The following is a 22,519-nucleotide window of genomic DNA, read 5'->3' as shown; positions in this document are numbered from 1 at the left end:
TACTAAAAATCAAAAATTATAAATTAATTCTCAAATAAATATTGACTATTTTCTTAAATAGTATTACAATACATAGCAATGAAGTAGGTTATGGAGTTACTTATGAATAATTATTATTTATACAATATTTCTCATACTCTTTTTTTATCATTTCATTATGCTAATCATCGATAAAAGTCATTAATTTATGAGCCAATTATTTTTACAAGCTAATTAAAAATATTATAAATACAAAATTTTTTAAGGAGAAAAAACTATGAAACGTATATTAACTTTTTTATTATTGGCTTCTTTTGCAGTAATTATAAGCTGTAATAATTCAGGAAGCAATAATAATACAGCATCAGAATCAGCTGAAGATAACTCCCTTCAAAAGGTAAAAGACGCTGGTAAATTAGTATTAGGTTTGGACGATACTTTTGCTCCAATGGGTTTTAGAGATGAAAACGGAGAAGTTGTAGGCTTTGATATTGATTTAGCCAAAGAAGTTGCTTCAAGACTTGGTGTAACATTAGAGATAAAACCTATAGAATGGTCTAGTTCTATATTAAGTCTTAATAAAGGCGATGTTGATGTGCTTTGGAATGGTGTTACTATTAATGAAGCTAGAAAACAGCAGATTAATTTTTCTAAACCTTATCTTAATAACAGACTTGTTATAGTAAAAGCTATTGATGATGCTGCTATTAATTCTAAAGATGATTTGGCAGGAAAAGTATTGGGTGTTCAGGTTGGAAGTAATGATGAAGCATTAACTGCTGATCCTGCAAGTAAAAATGCTAAAGAAATACGCAGATATGATGTTAATGTAAATGCTTTTTTGGATTTGCAGGCTAAAAGAATAGATGCTGTTATTATAGATGAAGTAGCTGCTCAGTATTATATATCAGAAAAGAAAGCACCTTTTGTTGTAGTGGATAATAGTCCTTTAACAGAAGAGTTATACGGTGTAGGATTTAGAAAAAGTGATGAAAAACTTTTGGCAGAGGTTGACAGAATATTGGATGAGATGAAAGCTGATGGAAAGGCTGCTGAAATATCTCAGAAATGGTTTGCTAAAGATATAGTTTTAAAATAATAATTATATTTTTTATTATGGAGAAAAATAAAAATGAAAAAAACATCAGTTATTATATTGGCTTTCTTTTTATTATTGAGCGTTTCATGTTCTAAAGAAGATAATAAAAATGAGCCTCTAAATAATATCGATATAGTTGAGGAAGATGATATTCAAGTTCTGGAAGAAGATAATTCTTTATCAAGAGTACAAAATGCAGGAAAATTAGTACTTGGTTTAGATGAAACTTTTGCTCCAATGGGATTTGTAGGAGATAATGGCGAAATAGTTGGCTTTGATATTGATTTAGCGAGAGAAGTTACTAAACGTATGGGAGTTCAGCTTGAAGCTAAATCCATAGATTGGGGAAAATCTACATCCATTTTGACTAATGGGGAGATAGATGTACTTTGGAATGGGCTTAATATCAGCGATGAAAGAAAATTGTACATGAATTTTTCAAAGCCATATTTGAATAATATGCTTATTATTGTTAAACATAATGGTGATGAAAGCATTAATTCCATAGATGATTTGGCAGGTAAAGTTGTAGGTGTTCAATACGGCGGTAATTATGAACAAATAGCAAATCACCCTATAGTTTCACAGATAAAAGAATTACGTCAGTATAATGGAAATATTGATGCACTTGCTGATTTGCAAAATGAGAGATTAAATGCTGTGATAATAGACGATGTGTTTGCTGAGTATTATATCTCTCAAAAAAATGCTCCTTTTACTATAGTATACAGCACTCCTTTTACAGATGGTTTATATGCTGTAGGGATAAAAAAATCTGATAAAAAACTTTTAGAAGAAATTGATAAAATATTAGATGAGATAAAATCTGATGGAACAGCTTCTAATATATCAGTAAAATGGTTTGGTAAAGACTTAATTATAAAGTAGCCATAGATATCATTGAGAATAAGACAAGGGTAAATACATACTCTTGTCTTATTTTTTTATTGATAGTTAAATTTATCAGCTCTTTAATATCATGCCATTTATATATAAATATTTTAAGTTCTTTAATTTATAAATTTCACTTGGTAAAGATGATAAGTTTCCTTTTATATAAAGCCTTTTTAAATTTTCTAAATTATAAAAATCATTTTCTATAGTTATTAATGAATCGCTGCTGAAATAGAACTCTTCCAAAGTATTTATATTTCCTATATATTTACTTATAACTTTCAAATTATTATCCAGCAATGATAAAATTTTCAATTTTGGAAGCTCTGTTATTGCTTTGGGAATAGATTTTATTTTGTTATTATTAATATAAAGTTTTTTTAAATTGGTTAATCTTGAAATTTTATTAGATATATTTTCTATATTATTATTTGATATATCTAATTCTTCTAATTTTGATAAAGAAAATACCTCATTAGGAATTTCATCTAATGAATATCCAGACAGATTAAGAGTTTTTAATTTTTTTAGTTCAAATATTTCTTTAGGAAAAGTTTTTAACATGTTATTAGATATATCTATTTCTTCTATATCCTGCAAGACAATAATTTTTTTTGGTACTGATTTTATTTTATTAAAACTAATATCTAAATATTTTAAGTTTTTTAGCGACAATATACATTCTGGAAATTTATCTATATCATTATTGCATATATCTAAACGTTTAAGATTTGTTAATATACTTATTTCATCTGGTATATATTTAAGTTTAATACTGCTTAAATCCAAATCTTTGATATTTAATAAATCTTCTTTTTTATATTTTTTTAATTTAGTTATATTATTCTTTTCAAAGAAATCATATAGAACTTCTAGTTTATTGTTTATTATTTCATTATTGTTTTTTGATGATATATTTTTCATAATCATTCTCCTTTTTTTAATCATATATTATGATTATAGTAGGAGGCTATGACAGATTTTGTCGCTGATATGAAAAAATATAAAAAAATCTAATTTTTTGTATAAATGCTGTCTAAAATATATTTAAGTTTCATAGCTTCTAATTGACCTGGTGCTGATGAACGTTTAGCTGAGGCAAATGTTAGTATAGAGCCGAATATTCTGCTTATAATTCCAAGTTCTCCCATAGATATGGCTATTATAGGAAAATCTTTTATTTCATTTGAAGCATCTAATAATGTTATTACATCTTTTTTGGTTTTAGGCATGTATGCTACTTTTGCTATATCGCATTTTAATTTTATCATTTTTTTTATTCTTGATATTATCTCTTTTTTTGAAGGTGTTTTATTAAAATCATGATTTGATATTATTGTTTTTATATTATTTGCTTTTGATAATTTTATTAATTTTTTTATATTATCATCTTTCAATGTTGATAATTCTAAATCTATTAAGTCAAAACATTTATTTTCTATAATGCTGACATATAAATCTATTATAGAATTATTATATTTTATATTTCCGCCTTCCTTTATGCTTCTTAATGTAAATAATACAGGCTTGTTTGTTGTTTTTTTTATTTCATTAGAGATGGATATTATATAATCAAAATTTGAAGTGTCATCTATAAAGAAATCTGCTCTCCACTCTATAATATCAACAGGAAGTTTGTTTATTTCTTTTATGTATTTTATTATATCTTTTTCATTTTTTTCTACTACTGGTATACATATTTTTGGTGTTCCTTGTCCTAATTTTATATTTTTTACTTTTACTATATTTTTCATTTTCTAAATCCTCTCATTTGTGTATACTTAGCAATTTTACAATTATTAGATTTATTTAAATATAATATTTTTTATATATTCTACAGGCATTTTTTCATTAGTCCAAAGTTCAAATGCTAGTGCCCCTTGATATAATAACATTCCCATGCCATTTATTATTTTACATCCTTCTTTCTCAGCTATTTTAAGTAATTTTGTTTTTGCAGGACTATATATACAGTCGCTTACAACTAAATCATCTCTAAAAAAAGTTTTATCTTCTATCAAAGAAACATCTTCTTTCATACCAATACTTGTGGCATTAATTAATATACTGCTGTTATCTATTTTTCTTTTTAAAATATTTTTATTTTCAAGTGAAAATAGTTCTATAGAGCAGTTAGTTTTTTCTGCTATATTATCAATAATCTTTTTTTGTTCACTCCAGTTTGTATCTCTTTTAAAAACATATATATCTTTTACCCCGTACAAAGCTGCCTGTGATATTATAGCTATAGAAGCCCCTCCAGTACCTAGTATTGTTATGTTTTTATCTTTTATAAATATATTTTCTTCTTCTAATGATTTTATAAAACCCTCTCCGTCAGTAGAGTATCCTGTGAGTATTCCATTATCATTAACTATAGTATTAACACTTTGAGTGAGTTCTGCTGCCTCTGATATTTTATCAAGATATTTTATTACTTCTTTTTTATTTGGCATTGATAGATTTACGCCTCTCATATTTAATATTTTTATAGAGTTTACAGCGTCTTTTAAATTATTTTTATCTACTTCAAAAGCTAAATAAGTGTAATTAAGATTAAGTTTATTAAATGCTTCATTATGCATAATAGGTGATATACTATGTCTGCATGGAGAAGCGAATAATGCAGTTAGTATAGTTGAAGAGTTTATTTTCATAGACAAATAACCTTATAAAATATAAAAAAATACTGCTATTAATAATAATATAATTTTTATTATTGTCAATTAATACTATTTTTAATTCTTAAAAATAATGTTTAATTACTTGATATTTTGCAAAAACTAATTATAATTAACATAATAAAGTAATGAAAAAAAATATATAAAAATAGAAAGGAGAATTAGTATTATGGATAAAAAAATCATTAAAACACACAAAGCTCCGCAGGCTATAGGACCTTATTCACAAGCTGTGAAAAGCGGAAATTTCATTTTTGCTTCAGGTCAAATACCTTTGGATCCAGTAAGCGGAAATATGGCTGAAAATGATATAAAAAAACAAACTGAAAGAGTTATGGAAAATATAAAAGGTCTTTTAGAATCAGAAAATTTAACTATGGCTAATATTATAAAAACTACTTGCTTTTTAACTGATATGGCTAATTTTGCTGCATTCAATGAAGTATATGCTGCATATTTCCCAGAAAATCCTCCTGCAAGAAGTACAGTTGCAATAAAATCTCTTCCAAAAGATGCATTAGTAGAAGTTGAAATAATAGCTGTTATAAGCTAATTAATAAATTTGAATTACATAATAGCCATGAGTATAATTTTATATTCATGGCATTTTTTTATGAAAATTATGAATATATAAAAAATAAATTTAATAAACTTATTAAAAAAGAGGAAACGATGAGAAATTACATATCATATTTTATAAAAGGAATGGCTATAGGGATCGCAAATGCTATTCCGGGAGTTTCAGGAGGTACTATTGCTTTTGTACTTGGAATATATGAAAAACTGACATATTCAATATCCATTCTGCCTGAAGCATTAATAAAACTTAAATGGTCTGACATTAAAGAGAGTTTGAAAGTATTAATACCTGTTGCAATTGGAGCTGCCATTTCTATAGTATTATTTCTTAAACTCATTAATTATACATTTACCCATTATCCTATTCCTACAAGAATATTTTTTGTGGGACTTATATTAGGTTCATTTCCATTTATAACAAAGACTGTAGAAGAGTTTAATATTAAAGTATTTATAGCATTTGTACTTGGGGCTTTTATTATGTCTATATTTGTGTATTTTGATATTAATAAGCCTGTAAGTGATACTGCCATATATACTGGATCTTTTTCAATTCTTTATGGTATCAAATTATTTTTATGCGGTATTGCTGCTGCTGTAGCTATGGTTATACCTGGTATATCAGGTTCTTTACTGTTATTAATACTAGGGGAATATGAGAATATATCATACTTTATATCAGCATTTGTTGAAACTTTTAATTTATCTTTATTGATACCTTTAATATTCTTGGGTTTTGGCGTTGTTATAGGTATATTTAGTATATCCAAATTGGTGACGGTATTACTTCAAAAATATAAATCTATATTATTTGGCTTTGTACTTGGTATTATAATAGTATCTTTTCTAAGTTTATGGCCTAATATAACAGCTTTAAGTATTCCTATGCTTGCTTCTACTGTTATTTCTATGTGTGTTGGATTTTTGGTGGCTATTGTTATGGAGAAGATATAATATTAATGATATTAATAAGTTATATAGGCTTAAAAGATTATAATTATTTTATTAAAGTAAATAAATTGTAATTTTTAAGCCTTTTTATTTAAGTATATTATAATGTATTTGTATACATTGTTTTAATTAGTATTTTGCTATATTAAATTTTATATATTTCATTTCCGAGAATTTTTGCAGTGTATATAAGGATAACTGCATGAAAAAAATAAGAACTAAAAAAAATGGAATATATTTAATATTTGCTTTTGTAAGCATAATATTTTTCTATATATCTATAAATGTATTGTATACTCAAACATCATCATCTATATACAATGAAGATTTGATAAATAATCTTCCAAATGCTGAAAGATTTGCAAAAAATATAAGGATATCAGCTTCAGAAACAAATAGTAATACGTTAATTATAGAGTGGGACGGTATAAATGACGGAAGTGTAGTATACTATCTTTACAGAAGTATAAATCCTATAATAGGGAAATCTTCTTTAATAGATTCTTCTGTTGTAGATTATATAAAAGCAACTAATGCTTCTAAACATTATTCTATATTAGACAGACCAATATTATCATCTAAATACTATTATGCAGTTGTTTCTTATGCAGATGATTTAATTTTTTATAGTGCAAAAGATAATGTTGATACATCATCAATAGTTTTTAATGGATTTTCTAATATTAAGGTGTATACTAATAATAATTTAGCTTCAAATACTAATTCAGTATATACGTATAATACCAACCAAATTTCAAATACTGTATTTAATACTAATAATATAACAAATACATATATACAAACTAATGTATATTCAGTTACAAATGTGTATACATTGACTAATATATATTCTGTAACAAATAGATATAATAATAATAATAATAATGCTTCTTCGTCATCTTTAATCAGTAAATATAATAGTGATTATAATAGGGCATTGGCAGAGTTTAAAAATAAAAATTATTTATCAGCCGCGAATATTCTCGAGCCAATATCGGCAAGAAATATTAATAATGATATTTATTATAAGATTAATTTGCTTTTAGGAAAATGCTATAAATATTTAGGAAGGAAGAATAATGCATTGGGAGTTTTTAACAGAATAAAAACTTATAATGCCCAAGAGGTTAATTTTTGGATTAATCAGGTTTTAAGCGATTTATGATTGGAGTGTAAATATTTATGAAGACTTATGCAGCAGTTTTGGCATCTGTTATAACAATAGTAGCTATTTTAGGCGGAGTATTTATTACAAAGGTTTCTGCCTTATCTTCTCCAGAAAGATATTTTCAGAAAGGTAAAAGAAGCTATGAGATAGAAAATTATGAAGATGCTATTAATAATTTAAATGAATATTTATCCATAGACAGCAGATCCAGACCTATAACCAATATAGCAGAATCATATTTTATGGTTGCAGATTCATTAAAAAGATTAAAAAAATATTCTTTGGCAAAAGAGAGACTTACAGACATAATCAATAATCCTAATTTTGCATATTATTCTACAAATGCAGTTTTAGCCTATGCGGATATTTCAAGATTGGAAAATAGTGCCGATCCTTATATAATCTCAAAATTGCAGGAAAACTTAAAGACAGCAGATAAAGATTTGGCTTCAAAAATGAATATTCAGTACGGGTACCAGCTTTTCCTTCAAAAAAAATACGGTGAAGCATTAAGTTATTTTTTAAGAGCTGACGGAGAGTTAGCAGTTTTAGGAAGAGCAAGAGTGTATTTTAATATGAATGAATATGACAGAGCTTTTGAAACTTATGAAGATTTCCTTAAATATAATAAAACAAGCGTATATTATGATGAAGTTGTAAGAACATATTTAATACAAGTTCCTGCAATGGCACATAAAACTTTTGTAGAAGGAAATTATACAAAAGCGAGAATGTACTATACAAAAATAGCAGAATTATTTCCTAGAACAGAGTATGCTGAAGAGGCTTTATTTAGGATAGCACAGTCTTATTATAATGAAAAAAATTATAACAGAGCTATTGATTATTATAATAGGGTTAGACTTAATAATGTTTATACATTAGACGCTGAGGCACTTCTTTATATAGGTTTATCGTATTTCAAAGTTGGAAGATATTCCGATTCTTATAAGGCTTTAGATAATTTTGTATCAGAATATCCTGCTAATCCTAATGCATCAAGAGCAAGAGAGTATATGCAGGCTTTACAGGAAACACTTTTAGCTATTAATTAATTATTCTGTTTATATATACTTTGTACTTTATTAAGTTTAAAATAATAAGTAATATAATTATTTATTAAAATTAAGAATTGATGTTTTCTTTAGGCTTTTTTGTTGTTATTTTTTCAAAGAATACTAATATCCAGAATCTCATATAATTAAAATATAAAAATATTCTGAATATATTTTTTTTAAGATAAAATCTTTCGTTTTTATCTTTATTTAGTATTTCCATACTTGGAGGCTTTATTTTTCCTGCAAAACTGTCAAGAGGTTTTTTGAAAGGTATGCAGAATTTCATGTCTAAGTTTTCTTTATTATTGTTGAACCAATATAAAGATTTTTTGAAGTTCATATATATTAAAAATACATCAGGCTCTATTTTTTTAAATCCTATAAATGCCTTATCTAATTCTTTTTTGTCTTTTGTATTTTGATAATTCCCCATCATATATATACCGGGATATATTTTTTTTATTTTTTCAGATATAGTAAAGAAATATTTTTCTTCATCTCCAAACAAAAACATAGACATTTTTTTATTTTCTATGTAGTCTAGAACTTTTGAAAATAAAATAAAATTATTTATATAATTTAATTCTTCTTTATGTATAAATTTATATGCTTTAGCTATAGATGGGTGTGCAGCAATTACAAAAGAAGCATTATTAACAATCTCTTTTAATTTTTTATTATAATGAACTTTTAATAATTGATGCACGTCCAAAGATACTATGAGTATATTTTTTCCATATTTAAGGTAATCTAATATTTCTTCAAGACTTGCTTTGAAATTATCTATTCTAACACCTAAAACGGACTTGTTTTCTATCATAATATCTAATCCTCTATTTATCAATTTCTCAAATTATATAGCAAGTGTTCTGCATAGTGCTAAGTCTATAGGATCAACTTTAGGCACTTTTTTTACAGCATCTGTTAAAGGAGTGTAAGTATATTCTCCTTTCCAAATACCAACAGCCACATTTTTTTTACCTTCAAGTAAAGCCTTAACAGCAATATATCCGAATCTTGCAGCCATTAAACGTTCTCTTGAAGTAGGAGAACCTCCTCTTTGCATGTGTCCGAGTATAGTAACACGTGTATCAAAACCCGTTTTACCTTCTATTTGTTTAGCTACTTCCATAGCACCGCCAGACTCATCGCCTTCAGCAACAACTATAATGGAAGATTTTTTTCCTCTTTTTTTAGCTATTTGTAGTTCTTCTACTATTTTATCCATATCAGTAGGAGTCTCAGGTATTAGTATATCTTCAGCCCCTGAAGCTATACCCACTTCTAATGCGATGTATCCTGCATGTCTTCCCATAACTTCAACAACAAAACATCTTCCATGGCTTGTAGCAGTATCTCTTAATTTGTCAATAGCATCCATTGCTACATTAACAGCTGTATCATAACCTATAGTATAATCAGTACCAAAAATATCATTATCAATAGTACCAGGTATCGCCACTATAGGAAAATCAGGGTGATGATTATAAAAATCCAAAGCACCTTTATAAGTTCCGTCTCCGCCTATAACTATTAAAGCATCCATACCATGATATCTCATATTATCAGCAGCTTTTTTCATACCGTCTTCTGTTTGAAACTCAGGCGATCTTGCAGAAAATAATATTGTACCGCCATGATTAATAATACCGCCTACACTTCCAGCTGTCATCGGGTATACATCATTATACATAAGTCCTTGATATCCTTCTTTAATTCCCATTACTTCCAAACCATTGGCTATTGCAGTTCTTACAACACTTCTTATAGCAGGATTCATTCCAGAGGCATCTCCGCCGCTTGTTAATACACCAATTTTTTTTATATCAGACATATTACAATAACTCCTTTATTTTTTCATAATATTCAAGTATATTATTGGATTTTTTTTATTATATTATATAATGTTATATATTATATAATAATAATAAAAGAATTGATATACAAAATATAAAAAAAATTATGATAGAAAACAAAGAATATACGGAAATTATTAATATTATAGAAAATCAGAGATGGGATAAACTTAAGTATTTGCTTTCTAATATGCATGCTGCTGAAGTAGTGGATATTATACGTATACTGGATAATGATAAAAACAGAAGTATAGTTTTCAGACTTTTATCTAGAGAAAATGCCGCATATGTATTTTCAGAGCTTGAGCCAGAAGAACAGGAAAAAATCATAGTTTCTATGAGCGATAATGAGCTTAAAGAACTTATGCATGATATGAGTCCAGATGACAGAACTTCACTTTTTGAGGAGCTTCCAGCTGATATTACAAAAAAGATATTTTCTTTAATGGGGGAGAAAGACCTTAATATTACAAGGCAGTTGTTGGGATATCCTGAAGACAGTATAGGACGTATAATGACGCCTGAATATATTGATGTATTTCCAGAATATACTGTAAAGCAGACTTTAGACTATATTAGAAAATACGGTAAAGATTCAGAAACTTTTGAAGTGATATATGTTGTAGATAAAAAAGAAACATTATTAGGATATATTTTATTAAAAGATTTGTTATTTGCTTCTCATGATGAGAAAATAGAGGAGCTTATGCATACGGATATTATATATTTATCAGTATATTCAGACCAAGAGGAAGCTGTACGCATAGGAAGAAAATATGATTTGCTTTATATACCTGTTGTGGATTCCAAAAATGCTTTGATTGGAATAGTTACCATAGATGATATATTTGATATTGCAGAAGAAGAAGATACAGAAGATTTTCACAAATTGGGTGCTATTAGTATTGATGATGATTTTGACGGAAATATAAAACAGACCAATCCTTTAATTTTATATAAAAGGCGTATATCTTGGCTTTTTATTTTGGTATTTGTTAATATTATATCAGGGTACGTTATAGGTATGTTTGAAGAGACAATAAGTCAGTATGTTTCTCTAATATTTTTCCTACCACTTTTGATAGATAGTGCAGGAAATGCAGGTGCACAGTCTTCTACTCTTATAATAAGAAGTTTATCTGTTGGTGATGTAAAAAAAAGTGATTGGTTTTTTATGCTGTGTAAAGAAATACTTGTTTCTCTTACGCTTGGCATTACTATGAGTATTGCTGTAGCATTAATAGCTGTTTTTAGAGGCGGTTTGATGATAGCATTGGTTGTGTCGCTTTCTATGGTTCTAGTTGTAGTTATAGGAAGTTTAATAGGTTTATGCCTTCCTTTTTTATTTGTAAAGCTTAAAAAAGATCCTACTACAAGCAGCGTACCTTTGGTAACTTCTATATGTGATATAAGCGGTACAGCTATATATTTGGTACTTGCTACAACTATATTAAGCAAGTTTGCCCATTAGTAATATACTTTTTATAATGTTTATGCATATAAAAATTATTATGTAAGGCTCAAAATGTAAAATAAAAGTTTTTTAAAACTTTCTTTTTAAAAATATAGCTTTATGCGGACAGAGCTCCTGACAGCAATAGCATGATATGCAGTTTTTGTAGTAATATTCTGGAGGAGAGTTTTTGCCTTTTTTATCAAAATTAAGTGCTAATGGTGTTACAGGACATACTTTAACACATACTCCGCATTTTACGCATTTACTTTTATCTATTACAGGTTTTGGTATAATAGTAGCAAATATTCTTTTTATTATAGGGAATTTGCTTAATTTCATCAAACTTCTTCCTATTCCTAAACCTTTATGCGGTTTTTTAAAATCTGTAACTTTTACGCTTTCTATGCCATCTCCTAATACTTCTATATCATCTTTATTGCAAAAACCATGTTTAAATCCCATTTTTAAAGTGGGTATAGTATTATAATCGAATGATATTATCTGTGAAGCTGTATAATCTAATGCCACTGCATCATCTGATACTAATATAGCATTTATTTTTCTAGGGCTTCCATTTCTAGGTCCGTTTCCCTCCATTGCTAGAATGCCGTCCATTATATAAAGTTTAGGGTTTACAAGTTTATTCAAATCAAGAAGCATAGTTGAAAAATCTTCAAAATCAGGCAGCTTTAAATGATATTCAGCTTTTCTAAACCCTGGTATGCATCCAAACTGATTTTTTACAGCACCAGTCATAGTTGTAAGGGCATGTGATTTTAATTTAGGCAGACTTATTATAACATCAGCTTCCTGAATAGGCTTAGCTATTGTAAAGCTTTTCTCCTGCACTCCATTTTCGTATGTAACTCCAACAGGTTCTTCAAAATCAGCATACTGAACATTTAATCTATTAGCAGCCTCATCTATACCAGCCTTTGATGCAACACTGCTTCCTCTTCCAACACCTGGAGAATCTCCGTAAGAAATATTTTTTGTTTTTTCCTGAAGTATAGATACCACAGCTTCAAATACAATAGGGTGGGTGGTAACGGATCTTTCTGCTGTTTCTGCTGCGAGCAAATTGGGTTTTAATAGTACTTTGTCATTTTCTTTAACAAATAAATCTATTCCTCCAAGAAGGTCTAAAGCTCTTTTAATGGCGTTTTTTACTTCTTCTAAATTATAATTTTCGCATTTTATAACAGCAACTTTGCTCATAATAATTAATCCTAAATTAAAACTATTTTTTATATATTATATAGGAATTAAATTAATTGTAAATAATGATAAATAAAATTTGTAAAATATAACTATCCTTTTTTAATTCATCAAAAATAAAAAAGGAGGCTTTTATACCTCCTTATTATTTTTTTATTATTGAAATTATTAAAAAATTATTTGTTAGCTAATTCATGAGCATATGCCATTCTAAACATATCAGTTTCATTAAACTGTTTAGTTATAAACTGTATACCTATAGGCATATTGTTTTTATCATAACCGCAAGGTACGCTCATAGCTGGAAGTCCTACTAAATTAATGTTAGAAGTGTAGCTGTCTGCCAAGAAACTCAAAGCACTGTCAGTTTGGTCTCTAGTACCTAAAAGTCCAGCAGTTACAGGAGAAGATGGAGATATTATAACATCTACATTTTTGAATGCATTATCAAAATCCATCTGCATTAATTTTCTCACTTTTAGTGCATGCTGATAATGGCTATAGAAAAATCTTTTACCAGTCATTAAAGTACCGAATAATATTCTAGCTCTAGTTTCAAAAGCAAGTCCGACACTTCTTGAAGTATAATAATATTCATCTAAATTAAAATCGCCTTTAGGGTGATATCCATATCTTATACCGTCATATCTTCCCATATTTGAAGCAACTTCTACAGTCATAACAGCAGTATAAACTCTTGAACCGTATTTAGCATTAGGAAGACTTATATCAACAATTTCAGCACCTTGATCTTTTAATTTTCCTATAGCATTCATAATGTTTTCTTTTACATCTGAAGCTATTAAATCAGTATCATAATACTCTTTAGCAAGACCTATTTTCATTCCTTTAATATTTCCGTCTAAAGAAGCTAAATAGTCTGGAACAGGAATGTTTAAAGTAGTAGATTCTTTAGGATCAAAACCTGCAATGATTTTTGTCATCAAAGCAGCATCTTTAACATCTTTAGTTAAAGGTCCTACTTGGTCTAAACTGCTTGCCATAGCAATACAGCCTAGTCTAGGTACTCTTCCGTAAGTAGGTTTAACTCCAACTATACCGCAGAAAGAAGCAGGCTGTCTTATAGATCCTCCAGTATCACTTCCTAAGGCTCCGAATGCAAAATCAGCAGCAACAGCAGCAGCAGAACCGCCTGAAGATCCACCAGGTACATAAGCTATATTTCTAGGATTTCTAGTTATGCCGTAATTGGAAGTTTCTGTAGTTCCTCCCATAGCAAATTCGTCCATATTAGTTCTTCCTATAATAATAGCACCGTTATCTATTAATCTTTGAACTGTAGGAGCTGTATATGGAGCTTTATATCCTTCAAGCATTTTTGAAGAAGCTGTCATTAAATGATCTTTATAACATAAATTATCTTTAATAGCCAAAGGAACTCCAAGAAGAGGCAAGTCTTCTCCGTTATTTATTCTTTCCTGAGCTTTTTTAGCTTGTTCTAATGCCTCGTCTTTAAAAACTTCAAGATAGGCATGTATTTTATCTTCTCTTTTATCATCATCTTCTATTCTTTTTATAATAGATTCAACTAATGCAGGGGCATCTATTTCTTTATTTTTTAATTTCTCTCTAATTTGAATTATGCTTAATTGCTGTAACTCCATAGTAAAAACCTCTTAAACAAAAATATAACAAAAGTTATTTAATCGTAAAAATTATATCATATAAGCATGTTTTTTGCAAAATAAATAATATGTTTTTCAATATTAAAAAACTGATTATAAAAAAATAGAGAGCCTATAGATTATAGACTCTCTATTTATTAAACTAATTATTAATTACTGAGCGTTTTCAGTAGCTTGAGTGTTGTTGTCCTCAGTATTTTCATCATCTTTTGGAGGTTTGATTTCTGGAGGTATTCCTACAGGAACATCAGCAAAATCAAAATAGTTTTCATAATATGATTTTTGGAATCTGCTTGCTATAGGAGCCATTCTGAAATTATCTACATAAGAAGCAACAAAGTTAATATTTTTACCGCCGTAAGTAGCATAATAAACAGCTAAAGAAGTATTAGCAGCTTTATTAGCATAGTTACCATATCTCATAGAAGTAAAATCATCAAAAGTAGTGTATCCGCTGTTGTGGAAACCGCCGTATTTCATATGGAAACCGCCTAAAGTTCTGCTGAATAAACCTCTTGACATTACATAACCAGGGTGAGCATATTCATTACCTTCATTTCTCTCTTTATACTGTTGTAAAGTATAATCGCCTTCATAAACAGCACTTACAGCAAATAATTTATCTTCATGAAAGAAGAATTTATAAGCCCATTTAGTTTCTTTTCCAGCTAAAGTGGCTTCTTCATTGATAGCATCGGCTCTAACTGTCATACATTTAAATTCATTTGTAACAATGAAATTAAAATATAAGATATTTTCATCTCTTGTGAAAAGTTCTGAAACATCATTAGTAGTAAATTTAACATTTATCCATTTCATAGTATGAGGATTATACCATACTAAATCAGGGTCTGGATATCTGCTTACATAGAATGTACCGCTTACAGGCTCAGCAGCTGCTGAAGAAAAATTAGAAGCCATTAATATCTCATTAACTTCATCAGGAGTGATTCCATAAGGTACTAAATCATTAAACATGAAAGGAACCGTTTGGTATGCATGAACTGATATTGATATAGCTACCAACAAAAACATAACTAGTAATTTTTTCATTTTGTTCTCCAAGATTTTTATTATTTATATTATACTATATTGAATAATAAAATCAAATGCATTATGTTTACTTATAGTCATTTTTTTCAACTTTTACTCGCTTTCAAGTAACATAATAATAGTAAGATAGATAATATATAATATTTTGTGAAGATAAATATTCTTGACTTTTTGATAAAAATCATTTATTATAGTAAAATAAATAATTATATACTTCGCTTCTTTAAAAATCATTGGTTTAAAGAAGCTTTGTCCAAGGAGTTAATAAATGAGAGAATACGAAATACTATTCGTAACAGAAATCAATGACGCTGTGCATCAAAGTGCTAAAGATCATGTCAAAACTATTCTTCAAAACTATCATGCAGAAATTTTTAATGAAGCTGATTATGGTATTCATAATCTAAGCTACCCAATACGCAAAGTTAATCAAGGCAAATTCTATTACTATCATTTTAGATGCGATGGTAATAATTTGGCTCATATTGAAAAAGAACTTCGTTATGAACTTAGCATATTAAGATTTATAATTGTACGCTTAGATGAAATAATACAAAAAAATAAAAAAGAAGTTAATAAAGAAAATAATAGTGAAGAAGCTTCTAAAGAGGCTTAAATAAAGGTTTATTTTTATGGCAACAGATTTTAATAGCGTAACTTTAATAGGAAGACTCACAGCAGATCCAGTATCAAAATATCTGCCTAGCGGAAGTGCTGTTGCAGAGTTTTCCATAGCAAATAATTATTATGTAAGTACTAAAAATGCTACAGAAGTTAATTACTTTGATGTAGTTGCTTTCGGAAAAATGGCTGAAACTGTAAGCAAATACCTTACAAAAGGAAAACAAGTTGCTATAATGGGTACTTTAAGACAGGAAAGATGGCAGGATAAGGATACTAATGCTGCAAGATCCAAAGTAAGAATTATTATGCAGAATATGCAGATGCTTGGTTCTACTAATGCAGCTGCGGCAGGAAGTACTATGGATACTACATACTCTCCTTCATCTTCAGGTGTAGATTTGGGAAGTTTCTCAGATGATGACGATGAAGTACCATTTTAATAATTAATTCAATTTTTTAGGAGAATAAAACAATGGATTTAGAAAATACTGAAAATCTTGAAAATAATAATAATAACGAAGAAGAAGTAAAAGCTAAAGGTGAGAGAAAACCTCATTTCAGCAAAGAACCTAACGAAAAAGACGGAAGAAAAAAATTCTTTAAGAAAAAAGTTTGCTATTTCTGCAAAAATAATATTGATGTATTAGATTATAAAGATATTAAATTATTAAAAAGATACGTTAAAGACAGCGGTAAAATTATACCTAAACGCTTAAACGGTACTTGTTCTAAACATCAAAGATTAGTTACTAAAGCTATTAAAAGAGCTAGAAATATAGCACTTTTACCTTATGAAACTAGATATTAATTTTTACTGAAATATAAAAATCATGAAAGCTGCTGTTATTTACAGCGGCTTTTTTATTTTAACTATTTTCTTTTGTAATAAAAATATCAATAATTAATAAATATAATAATTTTACTTCCATACCTATTAAGCATAATTAAATATAACAATTAAATATTTGATATTATAAAAAAAATACTTATAATCCAAAATAATTTAATAACTATAAAGGAGTTCATTTTATGGAAATAAAAATGCCTAAAATAGCATTAGGAGCTTGGTCTTGGGGTGCAGGTTTTGCAGGAGGAGATCAAGTTTTTGGAAATAGTTTATTTGAAGAAGAATTAAAACCTGTATTTGATAGAGCAATGTCATTAGGTTTAAATTTATGGGATACCGCTGCAGTTTATGGAGAAGGTACATCAGAGCGTATATTGGGTAATTTTATTAAAACTTTATCAAATATAGATGATATCATAATCTCAACAAAATTTACTCCTCAAATAGCTGGAAAATCTGATAATCCTATTCAAGAAATGCTTGATGAAAGTAAAAAACGTCTTCATACTGATAAAATAGATATTTATTGGATTCATAACCCTTTAGACTTTAGAAAATGGATAAATTATATAATACCAATAGCTAAAGATAAACAAGTAAAAAATATAGGGCTTTCAAATTTCAATATGGAACAAATCAAAGAGGCTGAAGAGATACTTGAAAAAGAAGGATTAAAAATATCAGCTATTCAAAATCATTTTAGCCTATTAGATAGATTTTCTGAAAACTCTGGTATATTAAAATATTCCAAAGATAAAGGCATTACGTTTTTCTCTTATATGGTTTTAGAACAAGGAGCATTAACAGGAAAATATAATATTTCAAATCCATTCAAAAAAGATACTGCGAGAGATAAAGCTTACAATTCTCACTTAAAAGAATTAGAAGCATTGATTGAAGGCTTAAAAACTGTTGGAAAAAAATATAATGCAAGCCCCGCACAAGTTAGCATTGCTTGGGCTATATCTAAAGGAACATTGCCAATTATCGGAGTTACAAAAGTACATCAAGTTGAAGAAGCAAAAGAGGCTATAAATATTATCTTAAAAGAAGATGAAATTAAATATTTAGAAAAATTGGCAGATGATACTAATATAAAAACAGTAAGAGATTGGGAAGAGAATATGAAATAGTTTTATAATAAATAAAAACTAAAAAATAATGTTTAAATATTAATTTTTATATATTAAAAGAGGTGTTAAAAAATGAAAGTATTAGCTATTAATGTAAGTGCGAGAAAAGATGGAAATACTGCTATTCTTGTAAACATAATATTTGAAGAGCTTAACAGAGAAGGAATTGAAACCGAAATGATACAATTAGCAAGACAAGTGATAGAACCTTGTAAAGCATGCTGGGGCTGTGCTAAAAAAACTAACTGCGTGCATAGAAATGATAATTTTCAGGAATATTTTGAGAAGATGAAAAATGCCGATGGCATCATACTAGCATCTCCTGTTTATAGTGCAAATATTTCTTCTAATCTTCAGGCATTTTTAGAGAGGGCATCTGTTATTTCTGATATGCATAGGGATAAAAACTTATTTAAATATAAAGCTGGTGCTTCTGTTTGTGCTTTGAGGAGAGGCGGAGCTTTGAATGCTATTGATGCTATGAATCATTTTTTAATTATTCAGGATATGTTTTTAGCAGGATCAAGCTATTGGACTTTTGCTTTTGGTAAAGATATTGAAGATGTAAAAAATGATGAAGAAGGAATAAAAACTATAAAAAATCTTGGTATAAATATGGCTTATTTAATGAAGGCTTTAGAAGATAAAAAACTAAAATAATATTAATTTTTTATGCAAAAAATATTTTCTTATTTTTATTTATTTCTCCGTAATTTTCACTGTGTATTTTTTAGAATAATATAATTTTATAGTTTATGTTTTAATTTTGATGAAACTATTGACTTTTAACAAACTTATTGCTATAAATGTTATATTACACAAACAAAATATATGATAAAAAACGGAGCAATAATAATGAATAACAATCAATTTAAAGTATTAAAGTACATTATAATTGTAATTTTTATTACTGCATATACTTCTTTGGCTCAAAATAATAATCTAATGAATTTGAATGCATTTGACAGCTTAAATAAAAATGCTGAAATCTCTTTTACATTAATTACGAATAATAATAAATTATCAGTAAAAGCAAATATACCAAATAATTATTATGCATATTTAGAGTCAAGCATAGCAAATAAAATACTATTTTTTGCAGACAATAAACAAATTAATACAATATATCCTAAAGGTGAAAAGTATCATGATGATATTATAATAAAAGGTGAGACTGAGTTTATTTTAGAAGGTATTGATATAAATAAAATTAACTTTATAAAAGTATCTTATCAATTATGCTCAGCAAAAGATAATGTATGTTTGCAGCCTCAAAGTAAAGTAATATACGGAGAAGAAATTGATATACAAAAAAATAATATAACAGAAGAAAAACCAGAAAACGCCAGCTCTATAGAAAATTATATAAAAGGAAGTAATAATATATTTATAACATTGATTTTGATATTTGCAGCAGGGCTTGCATCTGTACTTCTTCCTTGCACTTATCCGTTACTATCAATAACAGTATCTATTTTAGGAACAACAACTGATGACAAAAACAATAAAAAATCAAGTGTATTAGCTTCGCTATTATTTGCATTAGGGGTAATCACAACATATACTCTTTTAGGTGCTGTGGTTTCTGTTGCTGGATTTGCTTTTCATAAAACTATTCTATTTGGAAGCATTGGATATAATCCTATTATTTTAACAATTTTGGTATTGCTATTTTTGTATTTTACTTTTTCAATGGCAGGTTTTTACGAGATTAAAGCTCCTAGTTTTTTACAGTCAGCAAAAACAAATGCATACAGCAAAAAAAATCAGTCATTATTTCATAAATATATAATGGGACTTCTTGCTGGAATAGTTGCTACTCCTTGTGCTGCTCCTATAATAGCAGTTATTTTAGAAATTGGTTTTCTTAATCCTGTATTTGCTGCTCTTTACATGGCTGTTTATGCTTTGGGTTTTGCTTCTGTATTATTTGTTCTTGGTACATTCGCTTCAATACTTACAAAAATGCCTAAAGCTGGAACTTGGATGGTATATGTTAAATATATTTTCACTTTCCTAATGATGATAATAAGTTTCTATTATGCTAATATACTTTTTGGAGTTTTGGGCTTTAATAAAATAAGTTATATATTAGCATCTGTTACAATATTAGTATTTGCAGTATTAGTTTACATAATAAAAAATAAATCAGCTATGTTAAGTGCATTGGAAATAAAAATATTTGTTTCTGTGGTTATAATATCAATAGTATTAGGAAGCACTTACGGATTTATAAAACAAAAAAGTGAAGTTTCAAATACTATATCATACAATGAAGCATTAGAGATTTCAAAACAAAGTAACAAACCAATACTTATAGATTTTTCTGCTGTTTGGTGTGCTAATTGTTATGAGCTTAAAGAGAAAGTATTTGTTCATGATGAGCTTAAAAAGTTTATAGATGATAATTTGATTTTCACTGAAGTTGATGTTGATAAATACAAAAATATTTCTGATGAGTATAATGTTAAATGGCTTCCTTGGATAATAGTTATTGACAGCGACAAGAACATATTATACACAAAAAATTCATTTTCAAGTTTTGATGATGAAATGGCTTTGAGTGTCAAAGAAGATTTAGAGAAAATAATTAAAACTTTATAGTTTGTACCTAAACAATTACAATTTGTTAAAAAATAAATTTTTAAAATTATATATTTGTAAGGCTTTATCCGCCACACTGCGTTATTCATAAGTATAAAGCCTAAGATATTAAAAACAAAATATATTTTTGATAAACTATATTTGTTTAGGTACATACTAAAATTTTAAATATTCATTAATTTTATTTTTAATAAAAGTTTAATATATATATATTTTATGCTTTTACCTTTCTTTGAAAAAAATACACTATAAATGCAAATGCTAAATAAAGTGCTGAACTTATTATAGCAGTGATGAAATTATCCCAAGTAGAACCTACAGCAAGTACAGTATTAAGTATAGGCACTATTAAAAGACCAGTAACTGACATAAGAGAAAATCCGAGAGAGAACTCTGTCAGAGCAGGGCTTTTATATTCTGGGTCACATATTTTTAGAAGCGTCATTCCAGTTATTAATACTCCTGTTAAAGTACCCCAAGAAATTATAGCTCTTTCAAATGCATAATCATTTTTAAATAGCATATTATTAAATATGAATACTATTAAATAAGTAAATATAAACCCTGCTATACACATAACTATTATAGGAGCTATATAATGTATGATGGCTTTTATAGGCAGGCTTGTTATTGCAGACACTATAGCAAAGTCGCTTAATGTACCCATTATTTTAGCCTTTACTTTTGAATCTACCATCCACTGAAGTTTTAATTTCTTTATTAGCATATTTAAAATAAACATTATTATCATAGAATAAGTCCATACTGGAAGAACGTCCAAACCAGCTATACCTATTTTTTTTATAAAGTTTAAAACTATATAGGCAATACCGCATACTGCAAATATGATAGCCAAATGAAAAGTAATAGTTTCTATAGAGCTGCTTAAAAAAGTTTCCCGTCCTAAACTTGCTTGAGTATTTATATCACTGTTATATCCTCTTTCCATATTTCTATCTATTTTATTTATGTTTTCAGTATTTTCATTAACTATTTTTTTTATAACGCTTGTCTTATTTGTTCTAACAGCAATATTTATAAATATAATACCAAATATCATACCTCCTACAAGCCCTATAGTAGCAGTAGTTAAAGCAACCCCCTGAGCTATTTCCCATTGAGGTATTCCAAAACCTTCAAGCAGTTTTCCAGTAGCAGCAGCAAGTCCATGACCTCCAGCAAAACCAGCAGAGAGTTCATATCCGAAAGTTCTATACATTCCTATTTCTGGGCTTATTTTTGTAAATAACATATTGGTAGCATATCCTATAGCCGACTGAAGCATACTTGCACATTGAAATATACCAAATGCTATTAATACCTTTGTAGGGTATAATGATTTTATATTTTTCTTTTCGTTTAAAAACATTCCCAAAGGCACAGCAGCAAATATAGGAACAGATAAAATACCGGGCAAAAGAGAATAGGTTTTTATATATTCTTCTGATATTGATATGCTTGATAATCTGCCTAATATTTCAGGAGATATTAAAAGCCCTATAAAACCTCCTATTACTGAGGCTGGAAGATATAGTTTTTGAAATAGTTTTACTTTAGCCCTTAAAAATACCCCCAAAAGAAGAAGCACTGAAAGTAAAGATAATGCCTGAAGTAATTGAGTTAAAATTTGAGATGTCATATTTTGTTTCCTTAAAAATTGAATTGTTTTTATT

General features: G+C 27.9%; 22 protein-coding genes. 13 read left to right on the top strand and 9 right to left on the bottom strand.

Translation table 11 applies throughout. From position 1 onward, the window contains the following. Nucleotides 1-256: 256 nt before the first annotated feature. Nucleotides 257-1,078: an amino acid ABC transporter substrate-binding protein gene (locus tag F811_RS0113650; RefSeq protein WP_020005796.1), complete on the top strand. Its 822-nt coding sequence runs from the start codon at nucleotides 257-259 to the stop codon at nucleotides 1,076-1,078. A 33-nt stretch (nucleotides 1,079-1,111) separates the two neighbouring features. Next, nucleotides 1,112-1,966 carry an amino acid ABC transporter substrate-binding protein gene (locus tag F811_RS0113645; protein ID WP_020005795.1) on the top strand — a complete coding sequence of 285 codons (855 nt, stop codon included), beginning with the start codon at nucleotides 1,112-1,114 and terminating at the stop codon, nucleotides 1,964-1,966. Nucleotides 1,967-2,041: 75 nt separating this feature from the next. On the opposite strand, the gene F811_RS0113640 is transcribed toward F811_RS0113645, so the two are convergent. The 3 genes from F811_RS0113640 to aroE all read right to left on the bottom strand — a co-directional run bounded on the left by F811_RS0113640 (nucleotide 2,042) and on the right by aroE (nucleotide 4,629). Beyond that, nucleotides 2,042-2,896 (bottom strand): leucine-rich repeat domain-containing protein, encoded by an 855-nt coding sequence (locus F811_RS0113640; protein ID WP_020005794.1) that lies wholly within the window; start codon nucleotides 2,894-2,896, stop codon nucleotides 2,042-2,044. A gap of 89 nt (nucleotides 2,897-2,985) precedes the next feature. Further along, nucleotides 2,986-3,726, bottom strand: coding sequence for a type I 3-dehydroquinate dehydratase (gene aroD, locus F811_RS0113635; protein WP_020005793.1), 741 nt, complete (start codon nucleotides 3,724-3,726; stop codon nucleotides 2,986-2,988). Between the two features lie 51 nt (nucleotides 3,727-3,777). Further along, nucleotides 3,778-4,629, bottom strand: a complete 852-nt coding sequence (gene aroE / locus F811_RS0113630) for a shikimate dehydrogenase (protein ID WP_020005792.1) — start codon at nucleotides 4,627-4,629, stop codon at nucleotides 3,778-3,780. 193 nt (nucleotides 4,630-4,822) lie between these two features. Between aroE and F811_RS0113625 the strand changes: the two genes are divergently transcribed. The 4 genes from F811_RS0113625 to F811_RS0113610 all read left to right on the top strand — a co-directional run bounded on the left by F811_RS0113625 (nucleotide 4,823) and on the right by F811_RS0113610 (nucleotide 8,406). After that, nucleotides 4,823-5,206, top strand: a complete 384-nt coding sequence (locus F811_RS0113625) for a RidA family protein (protein ID WP_020005791.1) — start codon at nucleotides 4,823-4,825, stop codon at nucleotides 5,204-5,206. Nucleotides 5,207-5,325: 119 nt separating this feature from the next. Beyond that, nucleotides 5,326-6,186 carry a DUF368 domain-containing protein gene (locus F811_RS0113620; protein WP_026364465.1) on the top strand — a complete coding sequence of 287 codons (861 nt, stop codon included), beginning with the start codon at nucleotides 5,326-5,328 and terminating at the stop codon, nucleotides 6,184-6,186. 199 nt (nucleotides 6,187-6,385) lie between these two features. Beyond that, nucleotides 6,386-7,348, top strand: a complete 963-nt coding sequence (locus F811_RS0113615; RefSeq protein ID WP_020005789.1) for a hypothetical protein — start codon at nucleotides 6,386-6,388, stop codon at nucleotides 7,346-7,348. Between the two features lie 17 nt (nucleotides 7,349-7,365). Continuing rightward, entirely contained in the window at nucleotides 7,366-8,406 is a 1,041-nt protein-coding gene (locus F811_RS0113610; RefSeq protein ID WP_020005788.1) for a tetratricopeptide repeat protein, read from the top strand. Nucleotides 8,407-8,476: 70 nt separating this feature from the next. Here the strand turns inward: F811_RS0113610 and F811_RS0113605 are convergent, their stop codons facing one another. Continuing rightward, on the bottom strand, nucleotides 8,477-9,229 hold the full coding sequence (locus F811_RS0113605; RefSeq protein WP_020005787.1) for a WecB/TagA/CpsF family glycosyltransferase: 753 nt from the start codon (nucleotides 9,227-9,229) through the stop codon (nucleotides 8,477-8,479). A gap of 33 nt (nucleotides 9,230-9,262) precedes the next feature. Next, nucleotides 9,263-10,243 carry a 6-phosphofructokinase gene (gene pfkA / locus F811_RS0113600; protein WP_013114772.1) on the bottom strand — a complete coding sequence of 327 codons (981 nt, stop codon included), beginning with the start codon at nucleotides 10,241-10,243 and terminating at the stop codon, nucleotides 9,263-9,265. 128 nt (nucleotides 10,244-10,371) lie between these two features. Between pfkA and mgtE the strand changes: the two genes are divergently transcribed. Then, a complete protein-coding gene (gene mgtE / locus F811_RS0113595; protein WP_020005786.1) occupies nucleotides 10,372-11,736 on the top strand; it encodes a magnesium transporter in 1,365 nt (454 codons plus the stop codon). Between the two features lie 72 nt (nucleotides 11,737-11,808). Here the strand turns inward: mgtE and F811_RS0113590 are convergent, their stop codons facing one another. The 3 genes from F811_RS0113590 to F811_RS0113580 form a co-directional block, all read right to left on the bottom strand. Continuing rightward, nucleotides 11,809-12,939, bottom strand: a complete 1,131-nt coding sequence (locus F811_RS0113590) for a DUF362 domain-containing protein (protein WP_020005785.1) — start codon at nucleotides 12,937-12,939, stop codon at nucleotides 11,809-11,811. A 176-nt stretch (nucleotides 12,940-13,115) separates the two neighbouring features. Next, complete coding sequence (gene gatA, locus F811_RS0113585; protein ID WP_020005784.1) at nucleotides 13,116-14,564, bottom strand: Asp-tRNA(Asn)/Glu-tRNA(Gln) amidotransferase subunit GatA; 1,449 nt, start codon at nucleotides 14,562-14,564, stop codon at nucleotides 13,116-13,118. 174 nt (nucleotides 14,565-14,738) lie between these two features. Further along, complete coding sequence (locus F811_RS0113580; protein WP_020005783.1) at nucleotides 14,739-15,638, bottom strand: hypothetical protein; 900 nt, start codon at nucleotides 15,636-15,638, stop codon at nucleotides 14,739-14,741. Between the two features lie 268 nt (nucleotides 15,639-15,906). On the opposite strand from F811_RS0113580, the gene rpsF reads away from it, so the two are divergent. The 6 genes from rpsF (at nucleotide 15,907) to F811_RS0113550 (ending at nucleotide 20,846) form a co-directional block, all read left to right on the top strand. Continuing rightward, complete coding sequence (gene rpsF / locus F811_RS0113575) at nucleotides 15,907-16,254, top strand: 30S ribosomal protein S6 (protein ID WP_020005782.1); 348 nt, start codon at nucleotides 15,907-15,909, stop codon at nucleotides 16,252-16,254. Nucleotides 16,255-16,270: 16 nt separating this feature from the next. Continuing rightward, on the top strand, nucleotides 16,271-16,702 hold the full coding sequence (gene ssb, locus F811_RS0113570; RefSeq protein ID WP_020005781.1) for a single-stranded DNA-binding protein: 432 nt from the start codon (nucleotides 16,271-16,273) through the stop codon (nucleotides 16,700-16,702). Nucleotides 16,703-16,734: 32 nt separating this feature from the next. After that, a complete protein-coding gene (rpsR, locus tag F811_RS0113565; RefSeq protein WP_020005780.1) occupies nucleotides 16,735-17,070 on the top strand; it encodes a 30S ribosomal protein S18 in 336 nt (111 codons plus the stop codon). A 221-nt stretch (nucleotides 17,071-17,291) separates the two neighbouring features. After that, a complete protein-coding gene (locus F811_RS0113560; protein WP_020005779.1) occupies nucleotides 17,292-18,242 on the top strand; it encodes an aldo/keto reductase in 951 nt (316 codons plus the stop codon). Between the two features lie 72 nt (nucleotides 18,243-18,314). Further along, nucleotides 18,315-18,902, top strand: coding sequence for a flavodoxin family protein (locus F811_RS0113555; protein WP_020005778.1), 588 nt, complete (start codon nucleotides 18,315-18,317; stop codon nucleotides 18,900-18,902). A 195-nt stretch (nucleotides 18,903-19,097) separates the two neighbouring features. Beyond that, nucleotides 19,098-20,846 (top strand): protein-disulfide reductase DsbD family protein, encoded by a 1,749-nt coding sequence (locus F811_RS0113550; RefSeq protein ID WP_020005777.1) that lies wholly within the window; start codon nucleotides 19,098-19,100, stop codon nucleotides 20,844-20,846. A gap of 214 nt (nucleotides 20,847-21,060) precedes the next feature. On the opposite strand, the gene F811_RS0113545 is transcribed toward F811_RS0113550, so the two are convergent. Further along, complete coding sequence (locus F811_RS0113545; protein ID WP_020005776.1) at nucleotides 21,061-22,485, bottom strand: sodium/glutamate symporter; 1,425 nt, start codon at nucleotides 22,483-22,485, stop codon at nucleotides 21,061-21,063. Between the last annotated feature and the right edge of the window lie 34 nt (nucleotides 22,486-22,519).

It is taken from the genome of Brachyspira innocens ATCC 29796, assembly GCF_000384655.1.
Classification (GTDB): Bacteria; Spirochaetota; Brachyspiria; order Brachyspirales; family Brachyspiraceae; genus Brachyspira; species Brachyspira innocens.
This window is presented reverse-complemented; position numbering and strand designations above follow the sequence as displayed.